This is a genomic window from Cellulomonas sp. GbtcB1 (assembly GCF_019091725.1).
Classification (GTDB): domain Bacteria; phylum Actinomycetota; class Actinomycetes; order Actinomycetales; family Cellulomonadaceae; genus Cellulomonas.
Map to the genome: position 1 here is coordinate 1 of NZ_JAGXJG010000062.1, position 24,587 is coordinate 24,587.

20 protein-coding genes are annotated in these 24,587 nt (G+C 76.3%); 13 read left to right on the top strand and 7 right to left on the bottom strand.

What is annotated here, in order from left to right; genetic code table 11:
• The 5 genes from KVT14_RS17390 to KVT14_RS17410 all read right to left on the bottom strand — a co-directional run.
• On the bottom strand, positions 1-971 hold a 971-nt coding region (locus KVT14_RS17390), incomplete at its 3' end, for a glycosyltransferase (protein ID WP_217616818.1).
• Positions 972-1,197: 226 nt separating this feature from the next.
• Positions 1,198-2,238 (bottom strand): glycosyltransferase family 2 protein, encoded by a 1,041-nt coding sequence (locus KVT14_RS17395; RefSeq protein ID WP_217616819.1) that lies wholly within the window; start codon positions 2,236-2,238, stop codon positions 1,198-1,200.
• Positions 2,239-2,320: 82 nt separating this feature from the next.
• Positions 2,321-2,839 carry a DapH/DapD/GlmU-related protein gene (locus KVT14_RS17400; protein ID WP_147795766.1) on the bottom strand — a complete coding sequence of 173 codons (519 nt, stop codon included), beginning with the start codon at positions 2,837-2,839 and terminating at the stop codon, positions 2,321-2,323.
• A 1-nt stretch (position 2,840) separates the two neighbouring features.
• The gene (locus tag KVT14_RS17405; RefSeq protein WP_217616820.1) at positions 2,841-3,995 is read right to left on the bottom strand and encodes a glycosyltransferase; all 1,155 of its coding nucleotides are present in this window, start codon (positions 3,993-3,995) and stop codon (positions 2,841-2,843) included.
• Positions 3,992-4,849 carry a glycosyltransferase gene (locus KVT14_RS17410; protein WP_217616821.1) on the bottom strand — a complete coding sequence of 286 codons (858 nt, stop codon included), beginning with the start codon at positions 4,847-4,849 and terminating at the stop codon, positions 3,992-3,994. Before KVT14_RS17410 ends, KVT14_RS17405 begins: the two co-directional genes overlap by 4 nt.
• Before the next feature lie 158 nt (positions 4,850-5,007).
• On the opposite strand from KVT14_RS17410, the gene lhgO reads away from it, so the two are divergent.
• Positions 5,008-6,228: an L-2-hydroxyglutarate oxidase gene (gene lhgO, locus KVT14_RS17415; protein ID WP_217616822.1), complete on the top strand. Its 1,221-nt coding sequence runs from the start codon at positions 5,008-5,010 to the stop codon at positions 6,226-6,228.
• Positions 6,229-6,398: 170 nt separating this feature from the next.
• On the opposite strand, the gene KVT14_RS17420 is transcribed toward lhgO, so the two are convergent.
• Positions 6,399-7,463, bottom strand: a complete 1,065-nt coding sequence (locus tag KVT14_RS17420) for a glycosyltransferase family 2 protein (RefSeq protein WP_217616823.1) — start codon at positions 7,461-7,463, stop codon at positions 6,399-6,401.
• Positions 7,460-8,296: a polysaccharide deacetylase family protein gene (locus KVT14_RS17425; protein WP_217616824.1), complete on the bottom strand. Its 837-nt coding sequence runs from the start codon at positions 8,294-8,296 to the stop codon at positions 7,460-7,462. The genes KVT14_RS17420 and KVT14_RS17425 overlap by 4 nt, the downstream gene beginning before the upstream one ends.
• Before the next feature lie 369 nt (positions 8,297-8,665).
• Here KVT14_RS17425 and KVT14_RS17430 point away from each other — a divergent pair, with 369 nt between their 5' ends.
• The 12 genes from KVT14_RS17430 to KVT14_RS17485 form a co-directional block, all read left to right on the top strand.
• The gene (locus KVT14_RS17430) at positions 8,666-9,490 is read left to right on the top strand and encodes a glucose-1-phosphate cytidylyltransferase (protein ID WP_217616825.1); all 825 of its coding nucleotides are present in this window, start codon (positions 8,666-8,668) and stop codon (positions 9,488-9,490) included.
• A 4-nt stretch (positions 9,491-9,494) separates the two neighbouring features.
• Entirely contained in the window at positions 9,495-10,523 is a 1,029-nt protein-coding gene (locus tag KVT14_RS17435) for an NAD(P)-dependent oxidoreductase (protein WP_217616826.1), read from the top strand.
• Positions 10,520-11,071, top strand: a complete 552-nt coding sequence (gene rfbC, locus KVT14_RS17440) for a dTDP-4-dehydrorhamnose 3,5-epimerase (protein ID WP_217616827.1) — start codon at positions 10,520-10,522, stop codon at positions 11,069-11,071. The genes KVT14_RS17435 and rfbC overlap by 4 nt, the downstream gene beginning before the upstream one ends.
• Positions 11,068-12,351, top strand: coding sequence for an NAD(P)H-dependent oxidoreductase (locus KVT14_RS17445; protein ID WP_217616828.1), 1,284 nt, complete (start codon positions 11,068-11,070; stop codon positions 12,349-12,351). The genes rfbC and KVT14_RS17445 overlap by 4 nt, the downstream gene beginning before the upstream one ends.
• 351 nt (positions 12,352-12,702) lie before the next feature.
• Positions 12,703-13,878, top strand: coding sequence for a glycoside hydrolase family 99-like domain-containing protein (locus tag KVT14_RS17450; protein ID WP_217616829.1), 1,176 nt, complete (start codon positions 12,703-12,705; stop codon positions 13,876-13,878).
• Positions 13,871-14,944, top strand: coding sequence for a glycosyltransferase family 4 protein (locus KVT14_RS17455; RefSeq protein ID WP_217616830.1), 1,074 nt, complete (start codon positions 13,871-13,873; stop codon positions 14,942-14,944). Before KVT14_RS17450 ends, KVT14_RS17455 begins: the two co-directional genes overlap by 8 nt.
• Entirely contained in the window at positions 14,941-16,149 is a 1,209-nt protein-coding gene (locus tag KVT14_RS17460; RefSeq protein WP_217616831.1) for an ABC transporter ATP-binding protein, read from the top strand. The genes KVT14_RS17455 and KVT14_RS17460 overlap by 4 nt, the downstream gene beginning before the upstream one ends.
• Positions 16,150-16,152: 3 nt before the next feature.
• Positions 16,153-16,977, top strand: coding sequence for an ABC transporter permease (locus KVT14_RS17465; RefSeq protein WP_147795756.1), 825 nt, complete (start codon positions 16,153-16,155; stop codon positions 16,975-16,977).
• A 1-nt stretch (position 16,978) separates the two neighbouring features.
• The gene (locus tag KVT14_RS23515; RefSeq protein WP_217616832.1) at positions 16,979-20,290 is read left to right on the top strand and encodes a discoidin domain-containing protein; all 3,312 of its coding nucleotides are present in this window, start codon (positions 16,979-16,981) and stop codon (positions 20,288-20,290) included.
• A gap of 40 nt (positions 20,291-20,330) precedes the next feature.
• Positions 20,331-21,218: a glycosyltransferase family 2 protein gene (locus KVT14_RS17475; protein WP_217616833.1), complete on the top strand. Its 888-nt coding sequence runs from the start codon at positions 20,331-20,333 to the stop codon at positions 21,216-21,218.
• A 101-nt stretch (positions 21,219-21,319) separates the two neighbouring features.
• Complete coding sequence (locus tag KVT14_RS17480; RefSeq protein ID WP_217616834.1) at positions 21,320-22,480, top strand: glycosyltransferase family 4 protein; 1,161 nt, start codon at positions 21,320-21,322, stop codon at positions 22,478-22,480.
• A 52-nt stretch (positions 22,481-22,532) separates the two neighbouring features.
• A partial coding sequence (locus KVT14_RS17485; RefSeq protein ID WP_217616835.1) for a glycosyltransferase occupies positions 22,533-24,587 on the top strand: 2,055 nt, incomplete at its 3' end.

Below are 24,587 nucleotides of genomic sequence, written 5' to 3' on the forward strand. Positions count from 1 at the left end.
CCGCCGCCGCCGGGGGCGTCGCTGGCGGCGGACGCGGGGCGCTCGCGCACGGGCGCGCGCAGCAGCCGCAGGGTCTCGCGGTGGTACGCGACGGCGGCGTGCGCCCGCAGCCGCGCCCGGGCGCGCCCGCGGCCGTGCCCGAGCGCCAGCAGCCGCAGCCACCGGCCCGCGAGCCGCAGCAGCACGACCGGCGCGGCGGGGCGGACGTCCCGCAGCCGCCGGTCGACGTACGCGGCGGCACGTCCGTGCCCTCGGGCCCGCTCGATGAGCGCCCGGCGGACGAGCGCGCGCGGACCGAGGTCACGCTCGACCACGGCGCCCGCGACGGCCCGCTCGCGGAAGCCCGCGCCGACGACGTCGCGCCGGAACACGACGTCGAGCCCGTCGGGGCAGCGCGCGGTGCCGAGCGCCTCGTCGAAGCCGACCGCCTCCAGGACCGCCCGCGTCGCGGCCATGCTGACGCCGCTGAACGCCCGGCCGATCTCGGGCGGGTCCGGGACGAGGTCGAGGTAGGCGGCGGCGAGGTCCTCCGTCAGCCAGGGCCGCTCGAGGTTCGCGGTCAGCCGCACCGCCCCGCCGGTCAGGTCGGCGCGGCCGGAGCGCAGCGGCGCGGTGAGCGCGAGCACCCAGTCGGCGGCCACCCGGACCTGGGCGTCGGTGAACAGCAGGTACCGGCCGCGCGCCGCGGCGACGCCGACGTTCCGGGCGCGCCCGCCGGTCACCCCGGGGGCGGCGACGACGCGGAGCCGCGGGTCGGCGGGCAGCGCGGGCAGGCGGCCGAGGTCGCGGGCGACGAGGAGCAGCTCACCGTGCAGCCGCTCGCCGCGGAGCCAGGAGGTCCGGTCGTCCCGGCGGCCGGCGGCGTGGTCGAGGGAGTCCAGCAGGCTGCGCAGGGTGTGCAGGAGGCCGTGCTCGTCGCCGCGCGCGACCACGACGACGGACACGTCCGCGCGGGCCCGGGCGTCGATCACGCGTCACCTCCCGCCGGCTCGGCGTCAGGTGCTGCCGAGAATGTCGACATACCCTCGCAAACCGGACAGGTGCGCGTCGAGTCGGTCACCCGGGTGCGCGCGCCGGGGGTCGCCCGGTCGCCGGACGCGGGTCACCCGTGCGGGTGCGGCCGACCCCGACGACCCGCCCCGGGCCGACGGCGCGGGCCATCCCGCTTCGCCGGCACGCGGACCACCGCGCGCCGGCTCAGCCCGCCTCGTGCCCGCAGCCGGCCACCGCGAGCTCCCCCGCGCGCAGCGGCTCCGGGTCGGGCAGCCCGCCGCGGGCGTACCCGATGCCGAACCCGGTGCTCCAGGACAGCCGCGCGACGTCGCCCCGGGACCGGATCCGGGCGGCCTCGCCGGCCACGAGCCACGCCCGCCGGGCGATCCGCGCCGGCCAGCGTCGCGCGGCACCGCGGTCGTCGCCCGCGACCGAGCCGTCGCCGGCCACCGGCGCCGACCCGTCCCCCGCCGCCCCCGCCGCCTGCGCCGCCACCTCGGCGTACCGCGCGGCCAGCCACCGCTGCCCCATCCCGCTGCCGCGCCCCTGCCGCCAGGCCCCGACGAGGCCGTCGCGCAGCCGCATGTGCACCACGGCGTCGGGCTCGAACGCGAGCGCCCCGCCGGCGAGCTGGGCGCGCCAGCACAGGTCGGTGTCCTGGAGGTAGCGCGCGCGGACGTCGAAGCCGCCCAGCCGGTCGAACAGCGTCCGCCGGACGGCGAGGTTGCTGGAGCTGGCGCTCCCGAGCCGGGGCAGCGGCTCGGTGTACTGCAGGCCGTCGACCTGCGGCAGCGCGCGGGACCCCTGCGCCGCACGGCTGTTGAGCCGCTCCCACTCCAGGCGCCCGGCCGCGACGTCGGCGTCCTGGAGCGCGCCGTGCAGGGCGTCGACCCAGCCGGGCGCGACGACGTCGTCGGCGTCGCAGAACAGCAGGTCCCGGCCCCGGGCCGCGCGCGCCCCGGCGTTCCGGGCGGCACCGGCCCCGCGGATCCCGGAGGCGTCGACGAGGCGCACCTCCGCCGGTCCCCGCACGGCGTCCCGGACGACGTCGCGGGTGCCGTCGGTCGAGCCGTTGTCGGCGACCAGCACCTCCCAGGTGCAGGCCGGGTCCTGCGCGGCGAGCGCGTCGAGCTGCGCGGGCAGCGTCGCCTCGGCGTCCCGGGCGGCGATCACCACCGAGACGTCGAGCGCGGCCTCGCGTCGGCCCCCGGGCGGCCCGTCGGCGGTCGGGCGTGCTGCGGTCATGGCTCCCCCTGCCTGGCCCACAAACGGGACAAATCACCCGTAGCAGATCACAGAGGGCAGGGCTGCGCGAGCCCGCTGGGCGTCAGTACCGCTCGGGCCCGTAGTCGATGCGGTAGTGCTGCTCCCGCGGCCGCTCCCCGATCGGACGGGCGGGCACCCCGCCGACGATCGTCCAGGGCTCGACGTCCTGGGTGACGACGGCGCCGGCGGCCACGACGGCGCCCTCGCCGATGGTCACGCCGCGCACGACGGTCGACCGGCTCGCGAGCCAGGCCCGGTCGCCGATGGTGATCGGCCCGAGCCGGCCGGCGAACCCGGGGTCCCGCAGGTCGTGGTCGGCGGTGACCAGCAGGACGTGGCTGGCGATGACCACGTCGTAGCCGATGTCGATGCCGCCGCGGGCGTCGATCTGGCAGAACCGCCCGACGTGGCAGCGCCCGGCGATCCGCAGGTTGCCCGGCTCGAGCACCTCGGACCCGCCGAACAGGTACACGTGCTCGCCGAGGTCCGCGCCCAGGCGCCGGAGCGTGCGGATCCGCAGCTCGTTGCTGGGCACGTGCGTCAGCGCCCGGTTGAAGACGAGCTCACCCCGTCGACCCACGTCAGCCGTCCTCCCCGCGGGCCGCGCCCGCGTGCTCGTGCTCCGGGGCGGTCGCCCCGCCGCGCAGCCGCGCCGCGAGCGCCGCCACCGTGTGCTCCCGCCGGACCAGCGCCCGGCCGGCCTCGCCGCGCGCCCGCCGGTCGGCGGGATCGGCCACCAGCGACCGGACGGCGTCGAGCAGCGCCCGCTCGCCGGTCGCCCCGTCGCCGACGACGACCACCCGGGCCTCGTCGAACAGGTGCCCGGCGCCCCGGGAGTCGTTGGTGACGACCGCGCAGCCGTTCCCGAGGGCGGCGACCAGCGGACCGCTCACCGCGTGCGCCCCGCCGCCGCCCCAGCCGTCGCGCCGCCAGCGCACCACGACCGCGGCCCGCGCGAACGCGGCGCGCACGCCCTCCTCGGGCAGGAAGCCGAGCAGCCGCACCCGGTCGGCGGTCCCGGCGGCCTCCGCGGCGGCCGCGAGCGCGCGCGCCGTCTCCTCGCCGCAGGCGCCGACCGCCAGCACCCAGCCGTCCGGCAGCTCGGCGGCGGCGCGCACCAGGGGCAGCACGTCCTCGGCGGCGGCGACGTACCCCGGCACGAGCACCTCGGTGCGCCCGTCGACGGGGTCGTCGGTGGCGGCGCCGACGTGCGGCAGCGCCTCGACGGGCCGGTCCAGCCGGTGCGCGGCCGCGAGCGCCGCGGCGCCGGACGGCGACAGGCAGAGCACCCGCTCGGCCCGGCGCAGCAGGTCGCGCTCGGCGCGCCGGCCGAGGGTGCCGGACAGCGCCGCGGCGACCCGGCGGCCGCCCCGGCGGTCGAGCAGCGTGGTGAAGAACGGCCCGCCGGAGAGCTCGGGGACGTCGTGCACCATCAGCCAGACCCGGCGCCCGCGCCGCGCGGCCCACCAGGCGGCCCAGAACTCGGCGAGCCCGCGGCCGGCCTGCTCGACGACGAGGACCGCGCCGGGGTCGTGCCGGGCCAGGCGGCGCGCCAGCCGGACGGCGAGCGCGGCGGACTGGGACGCCTCGGGCGCGGGCGGCAGCGGCTCGGTGCCGGTCGGACCGAGCGCGTCGAGCACGGGGCGGAAGGCGGCGGCGTACGCGGCGACGCCGCTGGGGCTGGGCGGGAGGCGGGTGACGTGCACGTACCCCGTCGGAGCCGCGGGGGCGGTCACCGCCGACCCCGACCGACCCGGCGCACCCGGTCGCGCGCGGCGACCCCGGCGCGCTGCACGCCCTCGACGGCGCCGAGCAGCCGGGCGTCCCGCGCGGGGACGTCCTGCGTCAGGGTGCCGGCGCGCTCGGCCTCGAGCAGCGAGCCGTACAGGTGGCCGAAGGTGTGCAGGGCCGCGACGGCGAACCCCGCGCGCCCGTCCCGCCACGCGCCGCTGAACACGGTCGAGCGGAGCAGCTCGCGGACCAGCCGGACGGGGTCGTCCAACCGGGTGAACCGGCCGGGGTTGTTGGCGGCGTACCGGAGCACTTTCTCGGTGGTCTGGCCGACCGAGCGGAAGTTCAGGTGCGCGATGGCGGGCACGGAGGCCGGCGCGTCGACCCCGGGCCCGTCGAGCACCGGCGGCACGTGCGCGAGCGCGGGCTCGGCGTAGTGCGCGCGGCCGCGGCGGAGCAGGGCGTACTTCGCGCTGCCCTGCAGCGAGTGCTCGAGCATCCGGCCGTAGGCGACGTTGTCGTACCGCAGCCGCACCCCGGCCACGTCGGGCCGGTCCAGGACGGGCTGCAGCGCGGCGCGGAACCCGGTGGGCAGGTGCTCGTCGGCGTCGACGAACAGCACCCAGTCGCTGGTCGCCGCGTCGAGCCCGCGCTGGCGGACCTCCTCGACGACGGGGGCGTCCGGCACCGGCACGACCCGCGCGCCGTGCGCCGCGGCGACCTCGCGGGTGTCGTCGGTCGACCCCATGTCGCAGACGAGCACCTCGTCGAAGCCGGCCAGCAGCGGGAGGCAGTCGCGCAGCTGGTCGGCCTCGTTGCGGGAGTACACGACGGCACTCACCGTGCTCGGGGGGGTCATGGCCCCGAGCGTAGGTCGGCGTCCCCCGCCGGGGGCACCGCCCGAAGGGTGAATTGGGGTGAAACACGACATAGGGGACAGATCCGGCGGCTAGCCTCGCCGTGCGGGCGAGCCGGCCCGCACCGCCCTGACCAGGGCCCAGCACCGAGGAGCGCGCCATGAGCCACGTCGTCGTCGTCGGATCCGGCATCGTCGGGCTGGCGGTCGCCGCCCGGCTCGCCGCGCGCGGCGACGAGGTCACCGTCCTGGAGAAGGAGGACGGGCTCGCGCTGCACCAGACCGGCCGGAACTCCGGCGTCATCCACTCGGGCCTCTACTACGCGCCCGGCAGCCTGAAGGCGACGATGGCCGCGGCCGGCGCCCGCTCGATGGTCGAGTACGCCCGCGCGAAGGGCGTCCCCGTCGAGGTGTGCGGCAAGCTCGTCGTCGCCACGTCGGACGCCGAGGTGCCGCAGCTGGAGAAGCTCGCCGGCCGCGCGGAGGCGAACGGCGTGCCGGCCCGCCGGCTGACGCCCACGGAGGCCCGGGAGCACGAGCCGCACGTGCGCGCGGTGGCCGCCCTGCGGGTCGAGAGCACCGGCATCGTCGACTACCCCGGCGTGTGCCGGGCGCTCGCCGCGGACGTCGAGGCCGCCGGCGGCCGGATCCTGTTCGGCGAGGAGGTGCTCGCCGCGCGCACGGTCCCGGACGCGCCCGGGGCCCCCGGCCGGGTGGAGATCCGCACGTCGCGCGCCGACCGGGAGGCCGACGCGCTCGTGGTCTGCGCCGGGCTGCACGCCGACCGGCTCGCACGGGCGTGCGGGCTCGAGCCCGAGGCCCGGATCGTGCCGTTCCGCGGCGAGTACTTCGAGCTGACCCCCGAGGCCGGCGCCCAGGTCCGCGGGCTCATCTACCCCGTGCCCGACCCGCGGTTCCCGTTCCTCGGCGTGCACCTCACCCGCGGGATCGAGGGGCACGTGCACGCCGGGCCGAACGCGGTGCTGGCGCTCGCCCGCGAGGGCTACACCTGGACCGACGTCTCGCCGCGCGACCTCGCCGACAGCCTCGCGTGGCCCGGGCTGTGGCGGCTCGCCGCGCGCAACCTGGTGCCCGGCGCCGCCGAGGTCGGCCGGTCGCTCTCCCGGAAGGCCTTCGCGCGCAGCCTGTCCCGGCTCGTCCCGGGGATCACGGCGGGCGACCTCGTCCCCGCGCCGGCCGGGGTGCGCGCGCAGGCGCTGCGCCGGGACGGCGGGCTGGTCGACGACTTCCTGCTGCAGAGCGAGGGGCGGCAGGTGCACGTGCTGAACGCGCCGTCGCCCGCGGCCACCGCGTCGCTGGAGATCGCGCGGCACATCGTGGACCAGCTGGACGCCGCGGTCCCGGCGGCGCACGCGGCCTGACGACGCGCGGCCCCCGACGCCGAGTCTCCGTCCCGCGCCTGTCCGCGACCCGCGCGACGCAGTCCGGGATCGGAGACTCGGCGGCGCGCCCGGGCACGGGCGGCGGCGCGCCCGGGCACAGGCGGCAGCGGCGCCGGGCCGCGAGGGGGGCGCGGGCCCGGCGCCGCGGATCAGGCGGGGACCGTGCGGTCCGCCGGGGGCAGCGCGGCAGCGCCGCCGGGTGCGACCCGGGGCACGGCCACCGGGCGCGGGGTGTCGAGGCGCGCGAACGCGAAGCCCAGGCCGAAGCCGAGGTCCCAGCACCAGGACCGGAACTCAGCCACCGAGCGGACCCGGGCGAGGTCGCGCCCGACGAGGCGCACGCGGTGCAGCGCCCGTCGCAGGCCGACGTGGCCGTCCGGGTGCGCGGCCGTCGCGGCAGACCCGGAGGACGCCCCCGGGCCACCCACCCCGGTCACCCCGGCCGCCTGCCCGGGCGCCGCGAGCGCCCGCAGCCGCTCCTCCTGCTCCCGGTACCGCAGGGCCAGCCAGTGCTCGCCCGAGCCGTAGTGGTACCCCTGCTGCAGCGTCGACCGCAGCGTCCCGCGCAGCCTCACGTGCAGCACCGCCTCCGGCACCCAGGTCAGCGGCACCCCGGCGAGCTGCACCCGCCAGCACAGGTCCGTGTCCTCGAGGAACAGGCAGCCCGGGTCGAACCCGCCGACCGCCCGGAACACGTCCGCACGGATGCCCATGTTCCCGGCCCCGGCGGCGTGCAGCCCCGGCAGCAGCGTGGACTCCTGGAGGCCCGCCGTCTGCGGGATCGTCCGGGACCGCAGCACCCGCGGCCCGTTCAGCCGCTCGCCGTCGAACCGCCCCGCGACGAACGCGTGCGTGCGCAGCGCGGTCCGCATCGCCACGAGCCAGCCGTCGCCCACGACGTCGTCCGCGTCGCAGAACGCGACCAGCGGCGCGCGCGCCACCGAGACGCCCACGTTGCGGGCCGCGCCGGCCCCGCGGGTGGCGGAGGCGTCGACCACCCGGATCGGCAGCCGGTCCGCGTAGGAGCGGGCCAGGTCCACGGTCCCGTCGGTGGAGCCGTTGTCCGCGACGACGAGCTCCCAGTCGAACGGCACGCACTGCGCCGCGAGCGCGTCGAGCTGCGCCCCGAGGGTGGCCTCGGCGTCGAAGGCGGCGATGACCACGGTGAGCTCGACGCCGGCGGGTCGCGCGACGCCGTCCCGGAGCCCGCTCACGACATCAGCTCCCGGAACACGGACCGGACGCGCGGGTACCGACCGAGGAGGCCGCCGACGGTGTCGAACGACCAGCCCTCCGCGAGCAGCGGGTCGACCAGAGCCGCGGTGACGGCGGCCCTGTCGAAGGTCGGCAGGGACTCGCCGGGGGCGAGCGTCTCGGGGTCGGCCCGGGTGTCGTGCAGCAGCAGGATCCCGCCGGGGTGCAGCGCCGCGCGGGCGCGGGCGGCGACCTCGGCGACCGGCGCGTCGACCCAGTCCTCCGCCCAGCCCGACCAGATGACGACGTCGAGCCCCGACCGGGTCCAGCCGCGCAGCGACCGGGGCCGGTGCGCGCCGTAGGGCGGGCGGAACAGCGTGACGGGCACGCCGGCGACCGCCTCCACGCGGCGCCGGGCGTCGGCGACCACGCGGATCGCCTCGGCGTCCTGCAGCCGGTTGAGCCGCCCGTGGTCGGGGCCGTGCAGCGCGAGCTCGTGGCCCTCGGCGACCAGGCGCCGCACCAGGTCCGGGTGCGCCTCGGCGGCGTCGGCCAGGACGAAGAACGTGGCGTGCAGGCCCCGGTCGGCGAGCAGGTCCAGCAGCCCCGGCGTGTGGTCGGGGTGCGGTCCGTCGTCGTAGGTCAGGGCGGCGACCGCGTCCGCGGTGCGCACGCAGGCGGTGGGTGCGACCCCCCGGAGCAGCGGGCGCGCGAGGCGCAGCGCCGCCCGGTCGGGCAGCGGACGTGGCGCGGGTGCCCCGAACTCGCCCAGGTCGCGCCGGAGCACCAGGGTCTCCCCCGGGGCCCGCGGCGCGGGGCGGGTGCCGTGCAGCGCCGGCTTCTCGACGACCATCGACCTCCCCCTCGCATCCAGCCGGGCGGGACGTCGCATCGGCCCACCGGACGTCAGTGTGCCCGCGGCAACCAGCCCGGTTTGTCCGTTTTGGCGGTTTTCACCCGAACGCTCGACAGGTTTCGCCCGGACCGCCGCCGACGAGCCCTCCGCGAGCGCCCGCCCACCGACGACAACCGCCGCCGTCGGCCGCGCATGGGGCTGCCTGCGCCACCCGGGGGACCCCCGCCACCCGACCGCGGCCCCCTTGGGGTGATATGTCCGGTTTTCACCCGTTAGTACCTGTCTGGCCCGAAATGCCCGGACTAGCCTCGGGGCTGCCGCGCGGCGTTCGCGGCGCCATCCCACACCCCCGTCCGAGGAGGAGCCATGACCGCAGGCGACCTGTCGCCCGCCGACATCCCGGTGGTGATCCTGTGCGGCGGCATGGGGACGCGCCTCCGCGAGGCCAGCGAGAAGCTGCCCAAGCCGCTGGTCGACATCGGCGGCCGGCCGATCCTCTGGCACATCATGAAGACGTACAGCGAGCACGGCTTCCGCCGGTTCGTGCTGGCGCTCGGGTACAAGAGCGACCTGATCAAGCAGTACTTCCTGGACTACCGGCACCTGACGTCGGACTTCACGCTGCACCTCGGGGCGGACGGCGCGGAGTCGGAGCCCGTCTTCCACGGCACCGCCGCCAAGGAGGACTGGGAGATCACGTTCGTCGAGACCGGGCTGACCACGGCGACCGCCGCGCGCATCCGCCGCGTCGCCCAGCACCTCGACGCCGACCGGTTCGCCCTCACGTACGGCGACGGCATCGGCGACGTCGACATCACCGGCGCCCTGCGGCACCACGTCGAGCAGGGGCTGCTCGGGACGCTCACCGGTGTGCACCCGTCCAGCCGCTACGGCGAGATGCGGGTCGAGGGCGACACGGTCGTCGAGTTCAACGAGAAGCCGACCCTGGCCGACGGCTGGGTCAACGGCGGGTTCTTCCTGTTCGAGCGCGAGTTCGTCGACAAGTACCTCGACGACGACCCGGCGGTGATGCTCGAGAGCGCGCCGCTGCAGCAGCTCGCCCGGGACCGCCAGCTCTCCGTGTACGAGCACGAGGGCTTCTGGATGGGCATGGACACGTTCCGTGACTGGACGGAGCTGAACGGACTGTGGGACGCAGGTCGCGCCCCCTGGAAGATCTGGGAGGACTGAGCGCGTGCGCATCCTGGTCACCGGCACCGAGGGCTACCTCGGCAGCCTGCTCGCACCGACGCTGCTGGGCCGCGGCGACGAGGTCACCGGCCTCGACACCGGCTACTACAAGAACGGCTGGCTCTACAACGGCGTCCACGAGACCCCGCACACGCTGGTCAAGGACATCCGGCACGTCACCCCGGACGACCTGGTCGGCTACGACGCCGTCGTGCACATGGCCGAGCTGTCGAACGACCCGATCGGCGACCGCATCGGCGAGGTCACGTACGACATCAACCACCACGGCTCGGTCGCGCTGGCCTCGGCCGCGAAGCGCGCCGGCGTGAGTCGGTTCGTCTACATGTCGTCCTGCTCGGTCTACGGCGTCGCCGACGGCACGGTCGACGAGACCAGCCCGACCGACCCGCAGACCGCCTACGCCCGGTGCAAGGCCCTGGTCGAGCGGGACGTCACGGCGCTGGCCGACGACGAGTTCTCGCCGACGTTCCTGCGCAACGCGACGGCGTTCGGCGCCTCGCCGCGGCAGCGGTTCGACATCGTGCTGAACAACCTGGCCGGCCTGGCCTGGACGACGCACCGGATCGCGATGACCTCCGACGGCACGCCCTGGCGTCCGCTGGTGCACGGCCTGGACATCGCCAAGGCGATCCGCGCGGTGCTCGACGCCCCGCGCGAGGACGTGCACGCGCAGGTGCTCAACGTCGGCGCCGACGCGAACAACTACACGGTGCGCGAGATCGCCGAGACCGTCGGGGCCGAGTTCCCCGGCTGCGAGGTGTCGTTCGGCGAGCCGAGCGCGGACAACCGGTCGTACCGGGTGTCGTTCGCGAAGATCCGCGAGGTGCTCCCCGGGTTCGAGACCGACTGGGACGCCGCCGCCGGTGCCGCCCAGCTGCACCGGGTGTTCGAGCAGATCCAGCTCGACGCCGACACGTTCACCGGGCGCGGCCACACCCGCCTGGCGCAGATCGAGCACCTGCTCAAGACCGGCCAGGTGGACCCGCAGCTCTTCTGGACGGTGAACCCGTGAAGTACACCCCGACCGCGGTCGACGGCGTGATGATCGTCGACCTGGAGGAGCGCGGCGACGACCGCGGGTTCTTCGCCCGGACGTTCGACACCACCGAGTTCGAGGCGCACGGCCTGGACACGACGGTCGCCCAGTGCAACCTGTCGTACAACCACGTGGCCGGGACGCTGCGCGGCCTGCACCGCCAGGTGCCGCCGTACGCCGAGGGCAAGCTGGTCCGCTGCACCGCCGGCGCGATCGTCGACGTGGCCGTGGACGTCCGCCCGGACTCCCCGACCTACGGCGAGCACGTGCTGGTCGAGCTCTCGGCCGCGAACCGGCGGGCGCTGTTCATCCCGCCGTACGTGGCGCACGGCTACCAGACGCTGACCGACGGCGCCGAGGTGATCTACCAGGTCAGCGGGCCCTACGCGCCCGAGGGCGAGCAGGGCTTCCGGTACGACGACGCCGCGTTCGGCATCGAGTGGCCCGTGCCGGTCACGGTGATCTCGGACAAGGACGCGGCGTGGCCGCTGGTCTCGTCCGACGCCGCCGAGGTGGCGCCGTGATCGTCGTCGACTCGCTGCTGAAGGCGCGCCAGGCCGACGGCCGCCCGATCCGGGTGGCCCTGGTCGGCGCCGGGTTCATGGGCCGCGGCCTGGTGAACCAGATCGTCAACTCCGTGCCCGGGATGGACGTCGTCGCCATCGCCGCCCGGCACCCCGAGCAGGGCGTCCGGGCGTACACCGAGGCGGGGCTCACGGGCGTCGTCGAGGTGGACTCCCCCGCCGCCCTGGCGCGCGCCGCCGCGTCCGGGACCCCGGCCGTGACCGCCGACTACCGCGTGGCGGTCGCGTCCGACGCGGTCGACGTGGTGGTGGACGTGACCGGCGCGGTGGAGTTCGGCGCGCACGTCGCGCTCGCCTGCTTCGAGCACGGCAAGCACCTGGTGCTGATGAACGCCGAGGTCGACGCCACGGTCGGCGGCGAGCTCGCCCGCCTGGCCGACAAGGCCGGCGTCGTCTACACCGGCTGCGACGGCGACCAGCCCGGCGTGCAGATGAACCTGCACCGGTTCGTCACCGGGCTCGGCCTGACGCCGCTGGTGGCGGGCAACATCAAGGGCCTGCAGGACGAGTACCGCACCCCGACGACGCAGAAGGCGTTCGCCGAGCGGTGGGGCCAGGACCCGCACATGGTCACGTCGTTCGCGGACGGCACCAAGGTCTCCGTCGAGCAGGCGCTGGTCGCCAACGCCACCGGCATGTCGGTGCACCGGCGCGGGATGCTCGGGATGGACCACGACGGGCACGTCGACGAGCTGACCACCCGGTACGACGTGGACGAGCTCCGCGCGCTGGGCGGGGCCGTCGACTACGTGGTCGGGGCGCGCCCCGGGCCGGGCGTCTACGTCCTGGCGACGCACGACGACCCGAAGCAGCGGCACTACCTGGAGCTCTACAAGCTGGGCACCGGGCCGCTCTACTCGTTCTACCAGCCGTACCACCTGTGCCACTTCGAGGTGCCGACGACGATCGCCCGGGCCGCGCTGCTCGGCGACGCGACGATCCGCCCGCTCGGGGCGCCGTCGGTGGAGGTCGTGACCACGGCCAAGACCGACCTCGCGGCCGGCACCGTGCTGGACGCGCTCGGCGGGTACCACTACTACGGCCAGGCCGAGCGCGCCGACGTGACGCGGTCGGAGCGCCTGCTGCCGGTCGGCGTCGCGGAAGGCTGCGTCCTCGTCCGGGACGTCCCGAAGGACGCGACGCTCACGTACGACGACGTCCGGCTCCCGGAGGGCCGGCTGGTCGACCGCCTGCGCGAGGCCCAGGCGGCCCTGGCCTGACCGGCCGCGCACGGCCTGGGCCCGGCGACCCGGCGCGGCCCCGGCCCGCTTCGCCACCCGATTCTCGCGCCGCCCCCCTCGGGATCGGGCGGCGGCGCGAGAAAGGGGTGGGGACGCGCGCGACCTGCGCCTTCCGGCGCGGCCTCCCCCGATCGGAGTGGGCGGGACCGGAAGGCGGAGGCCGAGCGCGCCCGCGGCGCCGGCGGCGGATCACCCGGATGCCAGCGGCTTCACCCGGGGTCGGCGGACAAACCGGACAAATCTACTCATAGGCTTCATGCCAGCAGGAACGGGCCTGGGGACGACGACCCGTCCCCCCGGCCACCCAGGACCATCAGGAGAGGGGGGACCGTGGCGTCCACCGACAGCAGCACGGACCTGCGCGCCCGCGCCGTCACGTTCTACCTGCCCCAGTACCACCCGGTGCCGGAGAACGACGCGTGGTGGGGCCCCGGCTTCACCGAGTGGCGCAACGCCGCGAAGGCCCGCCCGCTGTTCCGGGGCCACAACCAGCCGCACCTCCCGGCGGACCTGGGCTTCTACGACCTCCGGATGCCCGAGGCCCGCGAGGCGCAGAGCGACCTCGCGCAGCAGTACGGCGTCGAGGCGTTCATCTACTGGCACTACTGGTTCGGCGGCGGCCGGCGGATCCTCGAGCGCCCGTTCACCGAGGTGCTCGCGTCCGGCGCCCCGTCGGTGAAGTTCTGCCTGGCGTGGGCCAACCAGACCTGGAGCGGCATCTGGCACGGCGCCAGCGACCGCATCCTGATGGAGCAGACGTACCCGGGGCCCGAGGACGAGCAGGCCCACTTCGACTCGCTGCTCCCCGCGTTCCGCGACGAGCGCTACCTGCGGGTGGACGACCGCCCCGTGTTCTACGTGTTCCGGCCGGAGGACCTGCCGGACGCCGCCGCGTTCGTCGACCGCTGGCAGGCGATGGCCCGCGCGGCCGGCCTGCCCGGCCTGTACCTGGTGGCCGAGGTGTCCGACCTGCTCGGCCGCGGCCCCAAGTACACCGACGTGGACGCGGCCGGCTTCGACGCCGGCGTCTACATGCGGATCCCCGCCCGGCAGACCCGCGCCGACGTGCTGCGGATGCGGGTCGGCCGCAAGCTGGGCCGCCCCGAGGTGTACCCGTACGCGCCCGACTTCGAGCCCGCCCCGCACGGGATCTCCGAGAACCTGCAGCCGTGCATCTACCCGAACTGGGACAACACCCCCCGCTCGGGCACGCGCGGGCTGGCCGTCACCGGCTCCTCCCCCGAGCTGTTCGGCCGGCACGTCCGCCAGGCCGTCGCGACGCTGCAGGACCGCCGGCCCGCCGAGCGGCTGCTGTGGGTGAAGTCCTGGAACGAGTGGGCCGAGGGGAACTACCTCGAGCCCGACCTGGAGCACGGGCACGCCTGGCTCGCGGCGCTGCGCGACGGTCTGACGGGCACGAGCACCCTGGCCACCGAGCCGGCGCGGGTGCTGACCCCGCACGCGCTGGGCGCCCCGGCCCCGTCGGACGGCGTCGCGCATGGGTGAGGCCACCACCGCGGCCCCGCTGCGCATCGCGATGCTGTCCTACTACCTCCCGTCGGGCAGCAAGATCGGCGTCGGCTTCCAGGCCCACGAGCTCGCCACCGAGCTGGCGCGCCGCGGCCACCAGGTCGACATGTTCAGCGACTGCCCGCCCGTCCCCGGCGCGACCTACGGGCACCGGCACGTCGCGATGTCGGGCTCGCTGCGCACCTTCCGGTTCGCCACCGACCTGCGCAAGCAGGACTTCACCGGCTACGACGTGCTGCACGCCCACGGCGACGACTACTGGCTGTGGCGCCGGCGCGCGCCGCTGCACGTCCGCACGGTGCACGGCTCCTGCTTCGAGGAGGCGAAGCACATCCGCGGCGCCAAGGAGAAGCTCCGGATGCTGCTGCTCGGCATGACCGAGGTGCTCGCCTCCGTCGTCGCCGACCGGGTCGTCGTGGTGTCCCCGCAGACCCGGCGGTGGGTGCCGCGGTCCCACGACGTCATCCCGAACGGCGTCGACACCGCGCGGTTCACCCCGGGCGACGCGGCGGGCCGCGCGGACCACCCGGTGGTGCTGTTCGTCGGCACCTGGCACGGCCGCAAGCGCGGGAAGGACCTGGCGGCGGCGTTCGCCCGGGACGTGCTGCCGCGGGTGCCGGAGGCCGAGCTGTGGATGGTCACGCGGGACGCCCCCGCAGACCCCGGGCCCGGCATCAAGGTGCTCGGCCGGCTGTCCGACGAGGACCTGGCCGACGCCTACCGCCGCGCCTGGGTGTTCTGCCTGCCGTCGTCCTACGAGGGCTTCGGCATCCCGTACGCCGAGGCGATGGCCAGCGGCCTGCCGGTCGTCGCCACCCCGAACGTCGGCGCCCGGTACGTCTCCGACGAGGGCCGCGCCGCGGTGCTCGCCGAGCTGGACGACCTGGGCACCGCGCTGGCCGACGTGCTGATCGACGCCCCGCGCCGCGCAGCGCTGTCCGCCGCGGGCCTCGACCGGTCCCGCGCCTTCTCGCTCACCGCCGTCGCCGACGCGTACGAGCGCCTGTACACGACCCCCCAGCAGCACGGAGACCAGTCATGACCGATGTCGCCATCCGGGCCGCCGGGGTCGGGAAGTCGTACCGGATCGCCACCTCCGACGACGCCCCGTCCACGGCCGCCGAGGCGGTGCTGCAGCGCCTGCGGCACCCGCTGCAGCGCGCGCAGTACGAGGAGTTCCGCGCCCTCGACGAGGTGAGCTTCGAGATCCCCCGCGGCGAGGCCGTCGGCATCCTGGGCCGCAACGGCGCCGGCAAGTCGACCCTGCTCAAGCTGCTCACCCGCGTCGCGGCGCCCACGCGCGGCCGGATCGAGCTCGCGGGCCGGGTCGGCTCGCTGCTGGAGGTCGGCACCGGCTTCCACCCGGAGCTCACCGGCCGCGAGAACGTGTTCCTCAACGGCACGCTGCTCGGGATGCGCAAGAGCGAGATCAAGCAGCGCTTCGACGAGATCGTGGCGTTCTCGGGCGTCGAGAAGTTCCTCGACACCCCGGTGAAGCGCTACTCCTCCGGCATGTACGTCCGGCTGGCGTTCGCGGTCGCCGCGCACCTCGACACCGAGATCCTCGCGGTCGACGAGGTCCTCGCGGTGGGCGACGCCGAGTTCCAGGCCAAGTGCCTCGACCGGATGCGGACCGTCGCGTCCGAGGGCCGCACCGTGCTGTACGTGTCGCACCAGGTGCAGACCGTCAAGACGCTGTGCACGTCGGCGATCTTCCTGGAGCACGGGAAGCTCGTCATGCACGGCACGGTCGACGACGCGATCGAGCTCTACCAGACCAGCCGGGACCGGGTCGCGATCAGCCAGACCGACATCGACCGGCGCCCCGGCACGGGCGAGGTCCGGATCACCTCCGCGACCGTCTCCAGCCCGCTGTACAAGACCACCGAGCCGAAGACCATCGAGTTCCTGGTGTCCGCCAACGCGGACTACATCGGCAAGTACTTCGTGTCCTGCCACATCAACGACCGGCACGGCACCACGATCCTGCAGTGCGACTCCCGGGTCCGCGGCCTGTGGCTGGACCCGGCGCAGGAGCAGAAGATCGCGCTCACCATCAAGGAGCCCTGGCTCAAGCCCGGCGAGTACACCGTCGACCTGTTCGTGTGCTCCTCCGGGGTGCTCGACTCGTTCGAGGGCGCCGGCCGGTTCGAGATCCACCCGGTGCTGCCCTACCCGCAGGCGGTCTCCGACGAGGGGCTCGACGCGGGCCTCGTCCTCGCCGACTTCGACTACGAGAGGCGCTGAGCGATGGCCACGCGCACGACTGTCATCAACCCGCCCGGGCGCCTGCCGCTGCCGGCGTGGCGCGAGATGTGGGAGGCCCGCGAGGTCTTCACCCGGTTCGGCATCCGCGACCTCAAGCTGCGCTACCGGCAGACCGCGCTCGGCGTGATCTGGGTGGTCCTGCAGCCGCTGCTGAGCGCCGGCATCTTCTCCATCGTGTTCGGGCAGATCGCCGACCTGTCCAGCGACGGCGTCCCGTACTTCGTGTTCTCGTTCACCGGCATGCTCGCGTGGACGCTGTTCAACGGGATCGTCTCCCGGGCCGCGCCGTCGCTGGTGAACAACCAGGCCCTGGTGTCGAAGGTGTTCTTCCCGCGGCTGCTCGTCCCGCTGTCCTCGGTGCTGTCGGTGCTGGTGGACTTCCTGGTGGCGGGCGTGCTGATGGTCGGGCTGATCATCTGGTACGACATCCCGATCACCTGGGCCCTGCTCACGCTGCCGCTGTGGATCCTCGCGGTGATCCTGCTGGGCTCCGGGCTCGGCATGGCCGCCTCGGCGCTCATGGTGAAGTTCCGCGACATCGCCTACGTGGTGCCGTTCGCGCTGCAGACCCTGCTGTACGCCAGCCCGCTCGCCTACTCGCTCAGCGAGGTCGGCGAGGGCATCCGCTGGCTGTTCGACATCAACCCGCTGACCTGGATCCTCGAGGGCTTCCGGTGGTCGCTGCTCGGCCTCGCGGAGCCCGCGACGTGGCAGATGGCCGCGACGGCGGGGGTGAGCGTCGCGGTGTTCGTCGGCGGCGCGCTGATCTTCTCGAAGATGGAACGCGGCTTCGCGGACGTGATCTGACGTGGCCGCGCCCGCCGTCCCGCCGGTCGACCCGCCCCCCGGCGCCCCCGCCCCGGCCCCCCGCCGCCGGTGGGGCCGCCGTGGTGTGGTCCTGGGCCTGACCGCGGTCCTCGGCGCCTCGGCCGGGATCGGGCTGTGGCAGCTCGCCGCGCAGCAGCCCGGCACCGGCGACGGCGCCGTGGCCAGCGCGCCGACCGCGGGCGACCCCGCGGCGCGGATGTGCGGCGTCGCCGACCCCGACCGGTACGCCGCGCTCGCCGCCGACGCCCCGGTCGCGGACGTGCAGGACCTCGCCGACCTGGGCGACGCGGTGCCGCTCCAGCTCGCGGCGACCGGCGACCACGTGGCCGCGCTGCAGCGCGACGGCGGCACCACGACGATCGGCCGCTGGACGTCCGCCGGGAAGGCCGGCACGCCCGTGGTCGTCGACGGCGGCGACGACGCGCCCGGCAGCTTCGCCCTGACGACCGACGGCGGCGTCCTGGCGACCGACGGCTCGGCCGGCGGCACGACGGTGGCGCTGTGGGCCGCGGGCTCGGCCGACCCGAGCACCACCTGGGACCTCGCCGCGCTCGACCGCGGCGACGTCCGGGCGGTGCTCGGCTGGACCGCGGGCCGCTCGGGCGCGCTCGCGACCGTCGTGCTCGCCGACTCGCACCGGCTGGCGCTGCTGCGCGCCGACGGCACCGTGGACGGCGACGGCCCGGAGCTCGAGTGGGGCTCGTACCCCCGGTTCTACCCGCAGGACGACGGGTCGCTCGTGCTGATGAGCGACGCCGACGACCAGTCGTCGTCGATCGCGCTCGTGCGGTACGCCGCGGACGGCACCCCGGGGCTGCGGATCGAGGGGCCGCTGTCCGGCGGGTCGAACGGCGGCGCGCCGGGCCTGGACCACCCGACCGGGGTCGCCACGGCCGCGGACGGCGGGCTGCTCGTCGCCGGGCCGACCTGGCGGCTGCTCGAGGTCGGCCCCGACGGCGTCTGGCGGCGCCAGTCGCTGTCCGGCGAGGGCCAGGGCTCGACCTTCCGGTTCGCCGACCTGACCCCGTTCGTGCGCGGCGGCGACGCCGTCTACTTCGCCTCCCCCCGCGAGGAGGGCGGCGGCCTGCAGCTGTCCCGCGTCGAGGACGCGGACCTGGACCTGCTGCTCGACGCCCCGATCGTCTGGGACGTGAACCACGCGTCCTCGCTCGACCTGCTCGGCTTCGGCGCGGGACTCGGCACCGACGCGACCGACGACTACTTCGGGCCCGGGACGACGCCCGCGGTGCACGCCGCGTTCGCCCCGTCGTGGGGCGCGCTCGCCGACGCCTACGAGCTCCGCTACGAGGTGACCGGCGACCCCTGGCTGGACCCGCCCGTCGAGGCGACGTCCGGCACCGTGGCGATCCCGGCCGACGGCGGGGAGGTGCCGCTCGACCTGCCCGCCGCGCGGCCCGGGCCGTACGAGGTGCACGCCACTCTGGTCGAGAAGGCGACCGGCGCGGTCCGCACCGCCACCTGCCTGCGCTACGCCGTCGGCGCGGACGGCGCGACCTACGACCCGGCCTCGCTGGCCGGGGGCGCCGACTGGGGCGGGCCCGGCCCGCTGCGCGGCGTCCAGCTCGCCGCGCAGCTCGGGCTCGGCAGCCACCGGGTGCAGCTCGACTTCGGCCGGCTGGTGCCGGACGTGACGGCCACCCCGTCGGCGGCCGGGCTGGACCTGGCGGCGCTGCCCGGCGCGGAGGACGGCGACCCGTTCGCGGGGATCGACGCCGCCGCGACCCTGGCCGCCGACTCGGACGTGCAGCTCTACGTCCAGGTCGGCCAGGGCGGGGAGGCGGAGGCCGAGGCCGTCGCCGACGGCACCTGGGGCGCCTGGGTCGGGGTGATCGCGGAGGCGCTGCACGCCGGCGCGCCCGACCTGCACCTCTGGGCCCCGTGGAACGAGCCGAACAACACCGGCTTCGGCGACGGCGCCGCCTACGCCACGCAGGTGCTCACGCCGTTCGCCGACGCCGTGCGCGGGGCCGACCCGCGGGCCCGGGTCGTCGGCGGCAACGCGCTGAACGTCGTCGTGCCCTGGTACCAGCAGGTGGTCGACGCCGGCGGCTGCGCGTCGATGGACGTCGTCGGGATCCACCCCTACACCGGGTTCAACCGGTCCTGGGACGAGGAGGGCGCGGACGGCCCGATCGGGCAGATCACCGCGCTGCGCGAGGTGCTCGCGGCGTGCGGCGCCGACGTCCCCGTCTGGGACACCGAGTCCGGCTGGTGGTCGGACGGCCCGGCGAACCACTGGGCGCAGGCCTACGACGTCGCCCGCTCCCTGCTGTGGATGCGCGAGCTCGGCGTGGACGAGTGGATGTACTTCTTCAGCGAGGGCGGCTGGGGCGAGGGCGGCTTCACCTGGTCGCTCGTGCAGCTGGGCTCGTTCGTGAAGCCCGGCGCGCTGGCGATGGCCGCGGTGTCCGGGGTCCTCGACGGCCGCGGCGCGCCCGACCTGCTCGACACCGGCGACCCGGCGCTGCACGCCATGGCGTTCGGCCCGGCGACCGGCGCGCCCTCGGCCGCGGGCAACCCCGCCCCCGCGGGCACCCGGGACGACCCGCTGCTCGCGGTGTGGACGCAGGACGAGGTGACCGAGGCGCAGGTCACCGCCGACGCCGCGACGACGGTGACCGTCACCGACGTGTACGGCGGCACCCGGACGGTCGACCTGGCCGCCGGCGAGCCGACCCCGCTGCCGGTCACCGGCTCGCCGGTGTTCCTCACCGCGGACGCCGCGCTCACCGTCGCCCCGGCCGCCGACGCCGGCACCGACCTGCTGGCCGGCGGCACGGTGACGGCGAGCTCCAGCACCGACGGCACCGATCCCGCCGACCTGGTCGCCGAGGGCGGCGCGGGCGCGAACCCGTGGCGCGCCGGGGCCCGCACCGAGGACGGCCCGGACGCCAGCCCGTGGGTGCAGGTCGACCTGGCGTCGCCCGCCACCGTCGACCGGGTGGTCGTGGAGAGCGCCGGCATCCGGTGCTGCACCTCGGGGGTCCGGGCCTACACCGTCGAGGTGCAGGACGAGGACGGCGCGTGGCAGGAGGTCGGCCGGCAGGACGGGCTGTTCCTGGCCCGCACCACGTCGGTGACCTTCGAGCCCCGCACCGTCACGGCGGTCCGGGTGCAGGTGCCGTCGACCACGACCCGGGGGATCACCGTCCCCGACGTGAACTACTCCGGCCAGTCCGGCGGGCTGCTGCCCGCGTGGGAGCCCGTGCAGCCCGAGCCGACCTGGCCCGTGTCGCTGGTGCGGCTCGCCGCCTACGGACCCGCCGCATGACCGACCCGACCGCCACCCGCTCCCAGGAGGGACGACGACGATGAGCCCCAGGGCCACCGTGGGCATGCCCGTCTACAACGGCGAGAAGTACCTGCCCGCCGCGCTCGACTCGGTGCGGGAGCAGGACGAGGCCGACCTCGAGATCGTGATCTCGGACAACGCCTCGACCGACGCCACCGAGGAGATCTGCCGCGCCGCGGCGGCCGAGGACGACCGCATCCGGTACGTCCGGCTGCCCGAGAACCGGGGCGGGCGGTTCAACTTCAACCACGTGCTGTCGCTGGCGACCGCCCCGTACTTCACCTGGGCCGCCGCCGACGACGTCCGGCGCCCGGCGTTCGTCCGGCGCTGCCTGGAGGTGTTCGCCGAGTCCGACCCCGCGACCGTGCTGGTGTACCCGCGCACGCAGATCATGGACGCGGGCGGGATCGTCACCGAGGACCTGAACGACGCCGACCTCGCGTGCGACGAGCCGACGCCGCACGAGCGGATGGGCCACTTCCTGCGGGCGCAGGCGGCGCACCTGTTCTACGGCCTGCACCGCACGGACGCGCTGCGCCGCACCCGGGGGATCCGGCCGACGGTCGGGAACGACCTGGTGATCCTGGCCGAGCTCGCCTGCCAGGGGCCGTTCCAGCTGGTGCCCGAGCAGCTGTTCCTGCAGCGCCGGCACAGCGAGCAGTTCTCCCAGCAGGGGCAGGCGCAGGTCGCCTGGCACGCCCCGTCCGCGTCGGTGCGGTTCGCGTTCCCGCACACGAAGGTCAGCGTCGAGCTCGCCCGGGGCGTGCTCGCCTCGGACGTGCCCGCCACGGAGAAGGCGCGCGCGCTGGCGACGATCCCCGTGGCGTGGACGATCCCGCGCTGGCGCGGGCCGGCGGCCGACGTGTGGGCGGCCCTCGGGCTCGAGCCGCGGAGCCGGCGCCGGTGAGCGGGTCGGGCGGTCCTGCGGGGCCGGGCGGCGGGGCGGGCGCGGGTGCGGCCGGCGCGGCCGGCGCTGCCGCGCGCGGGGAAGCGGGCGCGGCCGCGCGCGTGCCCGAGGTGCACGTGCTCACGCCCGGCGACCACTTCTCCCCGCGCACAGGCTCGGCGATCCCGACGGTCGTCGACGGCCTGTGCGCGGCGCTCCCGGCCGGCGCGGCCCCGCGGCCGCGCGTGGTGGTCGCGGACGGCACCTACCCCGACCGGTACCCGAGCGCCGAGCCGGTGGGCTACCCGCTCGCGGGCGCGCGCCCGGCAGACCGATACGTCGACGCCCTCGCCGGCCGGCTGGGCCTCCCCCGCCCGGGCGTGCGGCGCGCGCTGCGCCCGACGCTCGGCGACCAGGACGCGTGGGAGCCCGGTGTGGTGCTCGCGCACAACGCCCCGCAGCTCGTCCCGCTGGTGCACGACCGGCACGCGGCAGTCCTGTACGCGCACAACCTGCTGCTGCGCACCTACTCCCCCCGGGAGGCCGACAAGGTGCTCGGCCGGGCCGCCGCGATCGTCTGCGTGAGCGGCGCGCTGGCCGACCAGACCGCGGCGCACCTGCCCGCGCGGCTGCGCGACCGGCTCCGGGTCGTGCCGAACGGCGTCGACACCACCCGGTTCGTGCCGCGCGCGGACCAGGGGCGCGGCGAGCGGCTGCGGGTGCTGTTCGTCGGCCGGATGATCCCGGACAAGGGCGCGGACGTGGTCCTGGACGCGGTCGCGCGGCTCGGCCGGGACGACGTCGAGCTGACCATGGTCGGCTCGCAGAACTTCGACGCGGGCGCGGCCCCGTCGCCGTACGAGCGGGACCTGCGCGCGAAGGCCGCGGCGCTGGGCGACCGGGTGCGGCTGCTGCCGTTCACCCCCCGCGCCGAGGTGGCCGCGGTGTACCGGGACGCGGACGTCGTGGTCGTGCCCTCGCGGTGGGCGGAGCCGTTCGCGCTCACGGTCATGGAGGGCATGGCCAGCGGGGTCCCCGTCGTGGCGTCGGCCATCGGCGGCATCCCCGAGGTCGCGGGCGACGCCGGCGTGCTCGTGCGCCCGGACGACCCGGCGGAGCTCGCCGCGGCGCTCGAGGCGCTCGCCGACGACGAGGCGCTGCGCCGCCGGATCGGGTCGCGCTGCCGGTCCTGGGCGCGGACCCACGACTGGGGCTGGGCGCGCGGGCGGCTGGACGCCGTCCTCACCGAGGTGGCGGGTGTTTCACCCACGCCGGTCGGGTGAACCTTTTGCACCAGATGTCCGATTTGTGGAGGTGACCGGCACGATGGTCCCCATGCGCGTGCTCCGGGTGTCCCACAGCGCCGTCGTCACGGCGTGGCGCGGGCGCGAGGCCGCCCTGCGCGCCCGCGGCCTGACGGTGCGGACGCTGAGCGCGCGCACCTGGGAGGAGGGCGGCCGGGACGTCGACCTGGAGCCGCAGCCGGGCGAGGACGTCGTCGGCGTGCGCACGACCGGCCGTCACCCGAACGTGTTCCTCTACGACCCGCGGCCGATCTGGCGCGCGCTCGGCGAGGACTGGGACGTGCTCGACCTGCACGAGGAGCCCGCCGCGCTGGCCACGGCCGAGGTGCTGCTGCTCCGGGCGCTGCGCCGGTCGCGCGTCCCCTACGTGCTCTACTCCGCGCAGAACATCGCCAAGCGCTACCCCGTGCCGTTCCGCTGGTGGGAGCGGTGGGCGCTGCGCGGGGCCGGCGCGGTCAGCGTGTGCAACGCCGAGGCCGGCGACGTGCTGCGCGCCAAGGGGCTCACCGCCCCCGCGCACGTCGTCGGGCTGGGCGTCGAACCCCCCGGTCCGCAGGACGCGGTCGCCGGGCACCCGGGAGCTCAGGACGCGGGCGACCGGACGACGGGCGCTCGGGACGAGGGCGCCCCCACGGACGCCGGCGTAGTCGGTGCGGCCGCCCCCGCACGCACCGGCTACGTCGGCCGCCTCCTGCACCCGCACAAGGGGCTCGACGTGCTGCTCGACGCCGCCGAGGCCGACCCGCGGATCACCGTGGCGATCGCCGGGGCCGGCCCGCACGAGGCCGCGCTGCGCGCCCGGGCCGCGACGCCCGCGCTGGCGGGCCGCGTCACGTTCCACGGCCACCTGTCCGGGGAGGCGCTCGCCGCGGTCTACCGGGGCCTCGACGTGCTCGCGGTGCCGTCCGTGCCGACGCCCGGCTGGCTCGAGCAGTTCGGCCGGGTCGCGGTCGAGGCGATGGCCGCGGGCGTGCCCGTGGTGGCCTCCGACAGCGGGGCGCTGCGCGACGTCGTCGGCGGGGCCGGCACCCTGGTGCCTCCGGGCGACGCCGCGGCGCTGGCCGCCGCGCTGGTGGCGGTCGTGGACGAGCCGGGCCGGGCGGCGCGCATGCGCGCGGCGGGCGCGGAGCGCGCGGGCGAGTACACCTGGGCGGCGATCGCCGAGCGGTACGAGGCGATGTACCGCGAGGTCGTCGCGGGCGCCGGGGCCGGGGCCGACGAGTTCGGTGGTCCCAGCCGAGTTCGGACCCAGGAGGCACCGAACGCGGCTGGGACCACCGAACCGGGCGCCGGCGCCGCCCCCGCCGGCGACCCCGAGGTCGTCGTCGTCGCGTACGGCGCCGCCAAGCTGCTCGCGCGGGCGCTCGCGCCCGTGGCCGGCGCGCTGCGCGTGACCGTCGTCGACAACTCCGGCGACCCCGACGTCCGCCGCGTCGCCGAGGCCGCCGGCGCGCGCTACCTCGACCCCGGCGCCAACCTCGGGTTCGCCGCCGCCGTGAACCTCGGGGTGCGCAGCGCGCGCCCGGGCGCGGACGTCCTGCTGCTCAACCCCGACGCCCGGGTCGACCTGGCCGGCGTGCGGACCCTGCACCGCGCGCTGCGCGCCGACGCGGGTCTCGCCGCCGTCGGCCCCGCCCAGGTCGACGACGACGGCGCCCCGGCCCGGGTGCGCTGGCCGTTCCCGACGCCGGCCGCCGCGTGGCGCCAGGCCGCGGGCCTCGGCGTCCCGGAGACCGCCGGCGGCTTCGTGATCGGCTCCGTGCTGCTGCTCCGCGCCGAGGCGCTGGCCGCAGTCGGCGGGTTCGACGAGCGGTTCTTCCTGTACTCCGAGGAGACCGACTGGCAGCGCCGCGCGCACGACGCCGGCTGGCGCACGGCCGTGGTCGAGGACGTGCTCGCCGGCCACGTCGGCGCCGGCACCAGCACCGACCCGACCCGGCGCGAGACCCACTTCCACGCGTCCCAGGAGCGGTACTTCCGGACGCACCACGGCGCGGCCGGCTGGGCGTCCGCCCGCGCGGCCGTGGCGCTCGGCGCGGTGCCGCGCGCGCTGCTCCCCGGCGACCGCGGCGCCGCCGCCCGGCTG